General features: G+C 68.4%; 12 protein-coding genes. 6 read left to right on the top strand and 6 right to left on the bottom strand.

Features of this window, described 5'->3' with window-relative positions; all coding sequences use genetic code 11:
- The 4 genes from kdpB to GQ56_RS0133765 form a co-directional block, all read right to left on the bottom strand.
- Positions 1–1,434: potassium-transporting ATPase subunit KdpB (kdpB, locus tag GQ56_RS0133785; RefSeq protein ID WP_043301722.1), on the bottom strand; the 1,434-nt coding region annotated here is incomplete at its 3' end.
- Between the two features lie 54 nt (positions 1,435–1,488).
- Complete coding sequence (gene kdpA, locus GQ56_RS0133780; RefSeq protein WP_031402866.1) at positions 1,489–3,294, bottom strand: potassium-transporting ATPase subunit KdpA; 1,806 nt, start codon at positions 3,292–3,294, stop codon at positions 1,489–1,491.
- Entirely contained in the window at positions 3,291–3,383 is a 93-nt protein-coding gene (gene kdpF / locus GQ56_RS0133775; protein WP_006752209.1) for a K(+)-transporting ATPase subunit F, read from the bottom strand. The genes kdpA and kdpF overlap by 4 nt, the downstream gene beginning before the upstream one ends.
- Before the next feature lie 300 nt (positions 3,384–3,683).
- Positions 3,684–4,658 carry a quinone oxidoreductase family protein gene (locus tag GQ56_RS0133765; protein ID WP_031402864.1) on the bottom strand — a complete coding sequence of 325 codons (975 nt, stop codon included), beginning with the start codon at positions 4,656–4,658 and terminating at the stop codon, positions 3,684–3,686.
- Between the two features lie 464 nt (positions 4,659–5,122).
- Here GQ56_RS0133765 and GQ56_RS0133760 point away from each other — a divergent pair, with 464 nt between their 5' ends.
- Positions 5,123–5,518: a Rap1a/Tai family immunity protein gene (locus GQ56_RS0133760; protein WP_152601940.1), complete on the top strand. Its 396-nt coding sequence runs from the start codon at positions 5,123–5,125 to the stop codon at positions 5,516–5,518.
- A 252-nt stretch (positions 5,519–5,770) separates the two neighbouring features.
- On the opposite strand, the gene GQ56_RS0133755 is transcribed toward GQ56_RS0133760, so the two are convergent.
- Positions 5,771–6,163 (bottom strand): methylglyoxal synthase, encoded by a 393-nt coding sequence (locus tag GQ56_RS0133755; RefSeq protein ID WP_031402862.1) that lies wholly within the window; start codon positions 6,161–6,163, stop codon positions 5,771–5,773.
- 46 nt (positions 6,164–6,209) lie between these two features.
- Positions 6,210–6,989, bottom strand: coding sequence for an SDR family oxidoreductase (locus tag GQ56_RS0133750; RefSeq protein ID WP_031402861.1), 780 nt, complete (start codon positions 6,987–6,989; stop codon positions 6,210–6,212).
- Between the two features lie 204 nt (positions 6,990–7,193).
- On the opposite strand from GQ56_RS0133750, the gene upp reads away from it, so the two are divergent.
- The 5 genes from upp (at position 7,194) to GQ56_RS0133725 (ending at position 11,953) form a co-directional block, all read left to right on the top strand.
- Positions 7,194–7,844, top strand: coding sequence for a uracil phosphoribosyltransferase (upp, locus tag GQ56_RS0133745; RefSeq protein ID WP_011352740.1), 651 nt, complete (start codon positions 7,194–7,196; stop codon positions 7,842–7,844).
- Between the two features lie 216 nt (positions 7,845–8,060).
- The gene (locus tag GQ56_RS0133740; protein WP_031402860.1) at positions 8,061–8,789 is read left to right on the top strand and encodes a YebC/PmpR family DNA-binding transcriptional regulator; all 729 of its coding nucleotides are present in this window, start codon (positions 8,061–8,063) and stop codon (positions 8,787–8,789) included.
- Between the two features lie 104 nt (positions 8,790–8,893).
- Positions 8,894–10,171, top strand: a complete 1,278-nt coding sequence (gene purD, locus GQ56_RS0133735) for a phosphoribosylamine--glycine ligase (protein WP_031402859.1) — start codon at positions 8,894–8,896, stop codon at positions 10,169–10,171.
- Between the two features lie 118 nt (positions 10,172–10,289).
- Positions 10,290–11,213, top strand: coding sequence for an oxygen-dependent coproporphyrinogen oxidase (hemF, locus tag GQ56_RS0133730; protein ID WP_031402858.1), 924 nt, complete (start codon positions 10,290–10,292; stop codon positions 11,211–11,213).
- A gap of 14 nt (positions 11,214–11,227) precedes the next feature.
- A complete protein-coding gene (locus tag GQ56_RS0133725) occupies positions 11,228–11,953 on the top strand; it encodes a nicotinate-nucleotide adenylyltransferase (protein ID WP_200878018.1) in 726 nt (241 codons plus the stop codon).

Here is an 11,953-nt window from a genome sequence, read left to right as displayed (position 1 = left end):
CTTGATGCCCATCTTGCGCAGTTCCGCGAAGCGCTCCTTGATGCCGCCCTTCACGATGTCCTTCAGCTCGATCACGCCGAGCACGCGCGCCGCGCCGTCATGCAGGTCGGCCACGACGAGCGGCGTGCTGCCGCGGCGCGCGACCTCGTCGACCGCGCGGCGCACTTCCTCGGGGAAACGGCTGCCGTGCGCCTCGACGTAGCCGCGGATCGCGTCGGCCGCTCCCTTGCGGATCTCGCGGCCGGGCAGATCGACGCCGCTCATCCGCGTCTGCGCGGAAAAGCCGATGAACGTCGCATGCAGCTGCGCCATGTCGCGCTGGCGAATGTTGAAGCGCTCCTTCGCGAGCACGACGATGCTGCGGCCTTCCGGCGTTTCGTCGGCGAGCGACGACAGCTGCGCAGCATCGGCCAGCGCTTCCTCGGCCACGCCCGGCGCCGGCACGAACATCGATGCCTGGCGGTTGCCGAGCGTGATCGTGCCGGTCTTGTCGAGCAGCAGCACGTCGACGTCGCCGGCCGCTTCCACCGCGCGCCCCGACGTCGCGATCACGTTCGCCTGCATCATCCGGCTCATGCCGGCCACGCCGATCGCGGACAGCAGGCCGCCGATCGTCGTCGGGATCAGGCACACGAGCAGCGCGACCAGTGCGGTGATCGTCACCACGTGGCCGGCCTTCATCGCTTCGACCGAGAACATCGAGAACGGCAGCAGCGTCGCGGTCGCGAGCAGCATCACGATCGTCAGCGCCACCAGCAGGATCGTCAGCGCGATCTCGTTCGGGGTCTTCTTGCGCTTCGCGCCTTCGACCATCGCGATCATCCGGTCGAGGAACGCCTCGCCGGGGTTCGCGGTGACCTTGACGACGATCCAGTCGGACAGCACGCGCGTGCCGCCCGTCACCGACGAGAAATCGCCGCCCGATTCGCGGATCACCGGCGCGGATTCGCCGGTGATCGCCGACTCGTCGACGGACGCGACGCCGTCGACCACCTCGCCGTCGGCCGGGATCACGTCGCCGGCCTCGACGAGCACGACGTCGCCCTTGCGGAGCTCGGTCGCGTTCGTGATGCGGATCGGCGACTTCGGATGGGGCTCGTTGAGCTTCTTCGCCGTCACGTCCTTCTTCGCGCTGCGCAGCGATGCGGCCTGCGCCTTCGAGCGCCCTTCCGCGAGCGCTTCGGCGAAGTTCGCGAACAGCACCGTGAACCACAGCCACAGCGCGATCGCGAGGATGAAGCCCGACGGCGCCTCGGCCTGGCCGGAAAGCGCCGCGATCCACAGGATCGTCGTCAGGATGCTGCCGACGTACACGCAGAACATCACCGGGTTGCGGAACTGCGTGCGCGGCGTGAGTTTCTTGAACGAATCCACGATCGCCGGGCGCAGCAGCGCCGGGTCGAACATGGACCGTGTTGCGGAATGTTGAGTCATTGCGATCTCTTCAATCTCTTCAGTCTTTTCAATGTGTCGCCGTGCGGACGCGCATCACGCGCCCAGCCACATCATCAGGTGCTCGACGCCCGGGCCGAGCGCAAGCGCCGGCACGTAGGTCAGCGCGCCCACCAGCAGCACGGTGCCGAGCAGCAGCACGACGAACAGCGGGCCATGCGTCGGCAGCGTGCCGCTCGTCACCGCGATGCGCTTCTTCGCGGCCAGCGAGCCGGCGATCGCCAGCACCGGCACGATCGTGCCGAAGCGGCCGAACCACATCGCGATCGCGGTCATCCAGTTGTAGAACGGCGTACCGACGGTCAGGCCCGCGAACGCGCTGCCGTTGTTGTTGGCGGCCGAGCTGAACGCGTACAGGATTTCCGAGAAGCCGTGCGGGCCCGGGTTCGCGATGCCGGCCTTGCCCGCATCGGCGAGCACGGCGATCGACGTACCGACCAGCACGAGCAGCGGCGTGAGCAGCACGACGATCGACACCATCTTCATCTCGTACGATTCGATCTTCTTGCCGACGTATTCCGGCGTGCGCCCGATCATCAGGCCGGCGACGAACACCGCGAGCAGCGCGAACACGAGCATCCCGTACAGGCCCGAACCGACCCCGCCGAAAATCACCTCGCCCAGCTGCATCAGCAGCATCGGCACGAGGCCGCCGAGCGGCGTCAGCGAATCGTGCATCGTGTCGACCGCCCCGCACGACGCGGCCGTGGTCGCGACCGTGAAGATGCCGGTCTGCGCGATGCCGAAGCGCGTTTCCTTGCCTTCCATGTTGCCGCCCGGCTGCAGCGCGCTCGCCGACTGGTCGACGTGCAGCGCGGCGAGCGTCGGGTTGCCGCCCTGCTCGGCGTTCACCTCGACGCCGATCGCGATCACGAACGCGACCGTCATCGCCGCCAGCACCGCGATACCCTGCCGGCGATCGCCGATCACGCGGCCGAACACCAGGCACAGCGCGGCCGGGATGATCAGGATCGCGAAGATCTGGATGAAGTTCGCGAACGGCGTCGGGTTCTCGTACGGGTGTGCGGAGTTCGCATTGAAGAAGCCGCCGCCGTTGGTGCCGAGCATCTTGATCGCTTCCTGCGACGCGACCGGGCCCATTGCGAGCGTCTGCTTCGTCAACGGCGTCGACACCGTGACCGGATTACCCTTGTCGTCCTTCACCGGGTTGCCCTGCGCGTCGAGCTTCGGCGCCGCGTACGTGCTCGCCTGCAGCACCGGCACGTCCTCGTAGGCCTTCATGTTCTGGATCACGCCCTGGCTCATCAGCAGCCCGGCGATCAGCACCGACATCGGCACGAGCACGTACATCGTCACCCGCGTGAGGTCGACCCAGAAGTTGCCGATGGTGGCTGCCGTGTGGCGCGCGAAACCGCGGATCAGCGCGATCACGACGACGATGCCGGTTGCCGCCGACAGGAAGTTCTGCACGGTCAGGCCGAGCATCTGCGTCAGGTAGCTGACGGTCTGCTCCGGCGTGTAGTCCTGCCAGTTCGTATTGGTGACGAAGCTCACGGCGGTGTTGAACGCACCGTCGACCGTCATCGCGCCGAACTGCTGCGGATTGCCGGGCAGGAAGCCCTGCAGGCGCAGCAGGCCGTAGAGGAACAGCGCGCCAAGCGCATTGAACGCGATCGTCGCGATCGCATACTGCTTCCAGTTCATCTCGCTGCCGGCGTCGACGCCGGCGATGCGGTACAGCGCGCGCTCGAGCGGCCCGAACACGCGCACGACGCGCGAGCTGCCGTCCATCACCGCCGACAGGTAGCGCGCGACCGGCACGGCCGCCGCCAGCAGCACGACGATGAAGAGCGCCGTCTGCAAGAGATTGTTCGCGTTCATTCGATGTCCTCCGCGCGCAGCAGCGCAAACACGAGATACGCGAACAGCAGGGCCGTCGATGCGCCCGCCAGCCAAAGCATCCAGGTCATGCTCGCCCCCCGCGACCGTATTGCACGAGCTTCTCGCAACCGGCAACCAAACCGAGGATCAGCGCGGTGAAAAGCACCAGTGCGCCGATGAAAACCCCATCCATTTTGTGTTCTCCGTCATCGAAATCAGACGACTAGAACCTTATGGGAACGCACGTAAAGGACGGGTCAAAGGTATCGGGGCCGGTGTAAAAAACGCGTAAACGCGCAGACGGGCGCAACCGGGAGGCGGGACGGACGGCGCCTCGGCGCCGCCCGCGGGGACGCGTGCCGGCGGGGTGCCGGCACGGCGGGGACGGGTCAGGGAACGAGGATCGTCGAGCCGGTGGTGTTGCGCGACTCGAGATCGGCATGCGCGCGGCCGACTTCCGCGAGCGGGTAGCGCTGGTTGATGCTGGTCTTCACCTTGCCCGACAGGATCGCGTCGAACAGCTCGGCGGCCGCGGATTCGAGATCCGCGCGCTTCGCGATGTACGAGAACAGCGTCGGACGCGTGAAGAACAGCGAGCCGCGCGACGAGAATTCCTTCGAGTCGATCGGCGGCAGCGGGCCCGACGCGTTGCCGAAGCTGACGAAGTAGCCGAGCGGCGCGAGGCTGTCGAGCGAGCCGACATAGGTGTCCTTGCCGATCGAATCGTAGACGACCGGCACGCCCGCGCCGTTCGTGATGTCCTTCACGCGCTGCGTGAAGTTCTCGCGCGTATAGACGATCGGGTGGTCGCAACCGTGCGCCTTCGCAAGTTCGGCCTTCGCGTCGGAGCCGACCGTGCCGATCACGGTCGCGCCGAGCGCCTTCGCCCACTGGCACACGAGCAGGCCGACGCCGCCGGCCGCCGCGTGGATCAGGATCGTGTCGCCGGCCTTCACCGGGTAGGTACGGCGCAGCAGGTAGTGGGCGGTCAGGCCCTGCAGCATCACCGACGCCGCGTCGTCGTAGCCGATGCCGTCCGGCAACTTCACGAGCTTCGCGGCCGGCATCACGCGCTCCTGCGCGTAGGCGCCCGGCGGCTGCCCGACGTACGCGACGCGGTCGCCCGCCTTGAACGCGGTCACGCCTTCGCCGACGGCCGTCACCTCGCCCGCCGCCTCCATCCCGAGGCCGCCGGGCAGCGGCTGCGGATAGAGGCCCGTACGAAAATACACGTCGATGTAGTTGAGCCCGACCGCATGCTGCCGGATGCGGACTTCGCCCGCGCCCGGCTCGCCGACCTCGACATCGACCCACTTCATCACGTCCGGGCCGCCCGGCTGGTCGTATCGGATTGCTTTCGGCATCGTTTCGCTCCTCGTCTGTCAATCGGTCAGGAAAAATCCGGATCGCCGATGGGCGGGCCGGCCGATTCTTGCGGGAACCGGGCGGCGGGCGCGCATCGCGACGCACGATTCTCGCGCAACGCGCGGCGTCGCGCAGCGCGCCGCCGCAAACCCTTTGCCGACGCAGGGGTATCGCGACGCCGACCGGGCCTGCGGCCCGCTCGATGCCCGTCAGCCCGGCATTGCCCGCGCAAACCGCGCCAGCAACACTTCGCCACGTTCCAATCATGCGCTGCGCACCGGACGGCACCCCGCCCGGTCGGGGACAGCGGAGCCTGACGGTCCCGCGAATCAGCGGCGAGCATCCCCGCACGCCACGCAACCCCCGCGCAACTTCTTCACACCGGGCGCCGACGTCGGCGACTCCGGCCGGGATCGGTTCGCCGAAACACGCCGCCACCTTACCGATTTCCGAGACGGGAGCCATGCCAGGTTTGCGCTTCCGTCGAATTTGCGAGCGTCACCCCGTGGGCGTCCTTTCCCTCCGGCACATGTTTGTTTTCGTGTCGTTGTCGGCGAGTGCCGCGGTCGCAAGCGCGACCACGGTGCCGCGCGTCGACGGCGTCCGGCTGCTCGACGGCATGAGCCGCACCGATATCACGCCATACGCCGACGCCGAGCGCCACGCCGCGACCGGGTATCTGGCTGGCGTGGCCGACGCCACAGCCGGCAAGGACTGGTGCGGCAACGCGCGCATCAAGCCGGGAGAAGTCGGTTTGGACGTACTCGACACGCTCCGCAAGCTGCCGCGAGAAGCGCTGAAGGCCAGCGCGACGAGCCTCGTCGTCGGCATCCTTCGGCACAAGTATCCGTGTCGCTGATCGGCGGAGATCCGGGTTGAAGCCGCCTTTTTCCTGCTACTCAGCCACTATCCGGGCAACAGGATGACGGCGCACGGGCCGTCTGCGGTTCGGATGGCTATTGGGAGGCATCCGAGGTGTGGTTCTGGCCGCTACGGTGACGATCCGCACCCGATCTGCCGTCGTTCGCGGCCCCCGTTCGCGCCCCTTCGTCACGGCAGCGTCAGCGCCCAAGGTCGCCCTCGACCTGACGCCGCCGTTCCGGCCGCCCGGCTAGCAGACGTCCTGCATGTTGCGCGCCAGATCGTCGAGCAGCATCCGCGCGGTTGCGACGTTGGTCGCAACCGGCACGTCGTGCACGTCGCACGCGCGCACGAGCGCGGTGATGTCCGGATCGTGCGGTTGCGCGGTCATCGGATCGCGCAGGAACACGACGATGTCGACGCGGCCGTCGGCCAGTTCCGCGCCGATCTGCAAATCGCCGCCGAGCGGCCCCGACAGCTTGCGCTCGACCTCGAGCCCGTGCGCGGCCGCAATGCGGCCGCCCGTCGTGCCGGTCGCGACCAGGCGGCATTGCGCGAGCGTCGCGCGGTATTCGCCCGCGAGCGCGACGATCTCGTTCTTCTTCGCGTCGTGCGCAATCAAGGCGATGCGGGGTTTGCTCATCTCCGGATCCTTCGTTGTCGGTGGTGGTCGTGAATGGCGGTGCGCGTCAGAACGTGCCCGGATACGCGCCGCCGTCGAGCAGCCAGTTCTGCCCGGTGATGTAGCCGGCATGCACGCTGCACAGGAACGCACATGCCGCGCCGAATTCCGCGCGCGTGCCGAGGCGGCCGGCCGGGATCTCCCGGGTGCGCCGCGCGCGCATCTCGTCGACCGTGACGCCCTGCGCCTTCGCCGACGCGGTGAGCGTCGTCGCGATCCGGTCGGTGTCGAACAGCCCCGGCAGCAGGTTGTTGATCGTCACGCCCTGCCCGGCAACCTTGCGCGACAGCCCCGCGACGAAACCGGTCAGCCCCGAGCGCGCGCCGTTCGACAGCGCGAGCACGTCGATCGGCGCCTTCACGGCCGAGCTGGTGATGTTGACGACCCGGCCGAAGCCGCGCGCGATCATCCCGTCGAGGGTCGCGCGGATCAGTTCGATCGGCGTCAGCATGTTCGACTCGAGCGCGCGGATCCAGTCGTCGTGCGAGAAGTCGCGGAAATCGCCGGGCGGCGGGCCGCCGGCATTCGTCACGAGAATGTCCGGCTGCGGGCACGCGGCGAGCGCGGCCGCACGCCCGTGCGGCGTCGTAATGTCGCAGGCGACCGCCGTGACGGACACGTTCGCGCCGGCGCGGATCTCCTCCGCGGTTTCCTCCAGCGTGTCGCGCGTGCGCGCGACGATCACGAGGTTCACGCCCTCGGCGGCCAGCGCTTCCGCGCAGCCGCGACCGAGCCCCTTGCTTGCCGCGCACACGAGCGCGGTCTTTCCTGCGATGCCGAGATCCATCGTCGATTCCTTGGTGGCGACGCGCGCCGGCGCGGCGCCGTTGCGCCGCCGGACGGGCGAACGGGCGCGCGCGGCGCGCGGATTGTCGTGAGACGTCGATAATATCCGGATCGCGCGGCGCGCCTTGGTAAAATTGCGGCCATAAGCGGCGGCCGGCCCGGGCGCGCCGCCCCGATCACCTTTTGCCGCCAAGGCACCCCCGTCATGAAACAGGACAGCCGTTTCCCCAATCTCTTCATCACCGATCACCCGCTGATCCAGCACAAGCTCACGCACATGCGCGACAAGGACACGTCGACGCGCACGTTCCGCGAGCTGCTGCGCGAGATCACGCTGCTGATGGGCTACGAGATCACCCGCAACCTGCCGATCACGACCAAGCGGGTCGAAACCCCGCTGGTCGAGGTCGACGCGCCGGTGATCGCGGGCAAGAAACTGGCGATCGTGCCGGTGCTGCGCGCAGGCATCGGGATGTCGGACGGCCTGCTCGACCTGGTTCCGTCCGCGCGCGTCGGCCATATCGGCGTGTACCGCGCCGACGACCACCGCCCGGTCGAGTACCTGGTGCGCCTGCCGGATCTGGAAGACCGCATCTTCATCCTGTGCGACCCGATGGTCGCGACCGGCTATTCGGCCGTCCATGCGGTCGACGTGCTCAAGCGCCGCAACGTGCCGGCCGCGAACATCATGTTCGTCGCCCTCGTCGCCGCGCCCGAGGGCGTGCAGGTGTTCCAGGACGCCCACCCGGACGTGAAACTGTTCGTCGCGTCGCTCGACTCGCACCTGAACGAGCACGCATACATCGTGCCGGGCCTCGGCGACGCGGGCGACCGCCTGTTCGGCACCAAAAACTGAGTTCCGGCGCGCCCGCGCGGCGCGCGGCCCGGCCCGGCGGCGGCCCACCCGGCCGTTCGGCCATGCGCGGCGGCCCCGAAACGACGGTCGCCGCGTGATAAAATCCCGATCCACTCGACACGCGGCCCCGCGGCTTCATGCCCGCCGACACGGCCGCCGATTCAACGACACATTGGCACAATCGCCCGCGCTGCGCGCCCGGGCACGGAGAAAGGTATGGCTGGTCATTCGAAATGGGCCAACATCAAGCATAAGAAGGCAGCGGCCGACGCGAAGCGCGGCAAGATCTGGACCCGCCTGATCAAGGAAATCCAGGTCGCGGCACGCCTCGGCGGCGGCGACGTCAACTCGAACCCGCGCCTGCGTCTCGCGGTCGACAAGGCGGCCGACGCGAACATGCCGAAGGACAACGTCAAGCGCGCGATCGATCGCGGCGTCGGCGGCGCGGACGGCGCGAACTACGAGGAAATCCGGTACGAAGGCTACGGCATCAGCGGCGCGGCGATCATCGTCGACACGCTGACCGACAACCGCACCCGCACGGTCGCGGAAGTCCGCCATGCGTTCTCGAAGTTCGGCGGCAACATGGGCACCGACGGCTCGGTCGCCTTCATGTTCGATCACGTCGGCCAGTTCCTGTTCGCCCCGGGCACGTCGGAAGACGCGCTGATGGAAGCCGCGCTCGAAGCCGGCGCGAACGACGTGAACACGAACGACGACGGCTCGATCGAGGTGCTGTGCGACTGGCAGGCCTTCTCGGCAGTGAAGGACGCGCTCGAAACCGCCGGCTTCAAGGCCGAGCTCGCCGAAGTGACGATGAAGCCGCAGAACGAAGTCGAGTTCACCGGCGACGACGCGGCGAAGATGCAGAAGCTCCTGGACGCGCTCGAGAACCTCGACGACGTGCAGGACGTGTATACGAACGCCGTCATCGTCGAGGAATGAGATGCCGGCCGCCGTGCGCCCGTTGCGGCGGCGGCCCGATCGAATCCGCGGCCGGCGCGCCTGAGCGTGCCGGCCGCCCTGTTTTCTAGTCTGCGGGGAATCCCATGAAACTACTCGTCGTCGGTTCCGGCGGCCGCGAACATGCGCTGGCGTGGAAGCTCGCGCAGTCGCCGCGCGTCCAGATGGTCTACGTCGCGCCCGGCAATGGCGGCACGGCGCAGGACGAGCGTCTGAAGAACGTCGACATCACGGCGCTCGACGAACTCGCCGATTTCGCGGAACGCGAAGGCGTTGCGTTCACGCTCGTCGGGCCGGAAGCGCCGCTCGCGGCCGGCATCGTCAACCTGTTTCGCGCACGCGGCCTGAAGGTCTTCGGCCCGACCCGCGAAGCCGCGCAGCTCGAAAGCTCGAAGGATTTCGCGAAGGCGTTCATGAAGCGCCACGGCATCCCGACCGCCGAGTACGAAACCTTCTCCGACGTGGCCGCCGCGCATGCGTACATCGACGCGAAGGGTGCGCCGATCGTCGTGAAGGCCGACGGCCTCGCGGCCGGCAAGGGCGTCGTCGTCGCGATGACGCTGGAAGAGGCGCACGCAGCCGTCGACATGATGCTGTCGGGCAACAAGCTCGGCGATGCGGGCGCACGCGTCGTGATCGAGGAATTCCTCGACGGCGAGGAAGCCAGCTTCATCGTGATGGTCGACGGCAAGCATGCGCTGGCGCTGGCTTCGAGCCAGGATCACAAGCGCCTGCTCGACGAGGACCGCGGCCCGAACACGGGCGGCATGGGCGCATATTCGCCCGCGCCGATCGTCACGCCGCAGATGCACGCGCGCGTGATGCGCGAGATCATCATGCCGACCGTGCGCGGGATGGAGAAGGACGGCATCCGCTTCACGGGCTTCCTGTATGCGGGCCTGATGATCGACAAGGAAGGCCATCCGCGCACGCTGGAGTTCAACTGCCGGATGGGCGACCCGGAAACGCAGCCGATCATGGCGCGCCTGAAGAGCGATTTCTCGAAGGTCGTCGAGCACGCGATCGCGGGCACGCTCGATACGGTCGAGCTCGACTGGGACCGTCGCACCGCGCTGGGCGTCGTGCTGGCCGCACACGGCTATCCGGACGCGCCGCGCAAGGGCGACCGCATCAACGGCATCCCGGCCGAGACCGAACAGACGGTCACGTTCCACGCGGGCACGACGCTCGACGGCGACAAGCTGACGACGTCCGGCGGCCGCGTCCTGTGCGTGGTCGGCCTCGCCGATTCGGTGCGCGAAGCGCAGCAGCATGCCTACGACACGATCAACCAGATCAACTTCGAAGGCATGCAGTACCGCCGCGACATCGGTTTCCGCGCGCTCAACCGCAAGAACGCGTGACGCGGGTCCGGACGCCTGGCCCGACCCAGGCGCCGCCTCCTCTGCCGGGGTTCGATAGAATGCCCGGCAGATGCTTTTTTTACGGCCCCCGCTTCGGGCGGGGGCAGCCAGTTCAGACATGACCGATTCGACCTACGACGTGACGCGCGTGCGCACGTACCTCCAGGGCCTGCAGACACGTATCGCCGACGCGCTCGGCGCGCTCGACGGCACGCCGCTCGCGACCGACGCCTGGCAGCGCGGGCCGGCCGAACGCCTGCGCGGCGGCGGCTGCACGCGCATCCTCGAAGGCGGGCGCGTGTTCGAGCGCGCGGGAATCGGTTTTTCCGATGTCGCGGGCGACGCGCTGCCGCCGTCGGCGAGCGCGGCGCGCCCGCAGCTCGCGGGCCGCGGCTTCGAGGCGCTCGGCGTGTCGCTGGTGCTGCACCCGCGCAATCCGTACTGCCCGACCGTCCACATGAACGTGCGGATGCTGATCGCGACGAAGCCGGGCGAAGATCCCGTGTTCTGGTTCGGCGGCGGCATGGATCTGACACCGGTTTACGGTTTCGAGGACGACGCGCGGCATTTCCACCAGACCTGCAAGGATGCGCTCGACCCGTTCGGCGCCGAGCTGTACCCGCGCTTCAAGACGTGGTGCGACGAGTATTTCTTCCTGAAACACCGCAACGAGACGCGCGGCATCGGCGGGATCTTCTTCGACGATTACGCCGAGCCCGGTTTCGAACGCTCGTTTGACATGATGCAGCGGGTCGGCGATGCGTTCCTGCAGGCCTACCTGCCGATCGTCGAACGCCGCGCCGACACGCCGTACGGCGAGCGCGAACGCGAGTTCCAGGCGTATCGGCGCGGCCGCTACGTCGAATTCAACCTCGTGTTCGACCGCGGCACGCTGTTCGGCCTCCAGAGCGGCGGGCGGACCGAGTCGATCCTGATGTCGATGCCGCCGGTCGCGAACTGGCGCTACAACTGGCAGCCCGAGCCGGGTTCGCCCGAAGCGCGCCTGACCAGCGACTTCCTCGTGCCGCGCGACTGGGTGTGAGCCCGCGCGCCCCGCTGCCCCAACGAAAGGACGCGTCTCTGGACACCATCGCCCGCCCCGCCCCGCTGCCGCGTCGTATCGGCCTGCTGGGCGGCACTTTCGACCCGATCCACGACGGCCACCTGGCGCTCGCGCGCCGGTTCGCCGAACTGCTCGACCTGACCGAGCTCGTGTTGCTGCCCGCCGGGCAGCCGTACCAGAAGCGCGACGTGTCGGCCGCCGAGCATCGGCTCGCGATGACGCGCGCCGCCGCCGGCTCGCTGTCCTTGCCGGGCACGGCCGTGACCGTCGCGACCGACGAGATCGAGCACGCCGGCCCGACCTACACGGTCGAGACGCTCGCGCGCTGGCGCGAGCGGATCGGCCCCGACGCGTCGCTGTCGCTGCTGATCGGCGCCGACCAGCTCGTGCGCCTCGACACGTGGCGCGACTGGCGCCGGTTGTTCGACCATGCGCACGTCTGCGTGTCGACGCGCCCGGGCTTCGAGCTCGGCGCGGCGCCGCCGGACGTCGCACGGGAAATCGCCGTGCGGCAGGCGGGCGCCGACGTGCTGAAAGCCGTGCCGGCCGGCCGCCTGCTGATCGACACGACGCTCGCCTTCGACATCGCCGCGACCGACATCCGCGCGCACCTGCGCGAATGCATCGCGCGCCATGCGCAAATGCCCGACGCATCGGCCGAGCATGTGCCGGCCGCCGTATGGGCCTATATTCTTCAACATCGTCTCTACCATTCCTGA

Origin of the sequence: Burkholderia paludis (assembly GCF_000732615.1) — a bacterium.
GTDB classification, from domain to species: domain Bacteria; phylum Pseudomonadota; class Gammaproteobacteria; order Burkholderiales; family Burkholderiaceae; genus Burkholderia; species Burkholderia paludis.
This window is presented reverse-complemented; position numbering and strand designations above follow the sequence as displayed.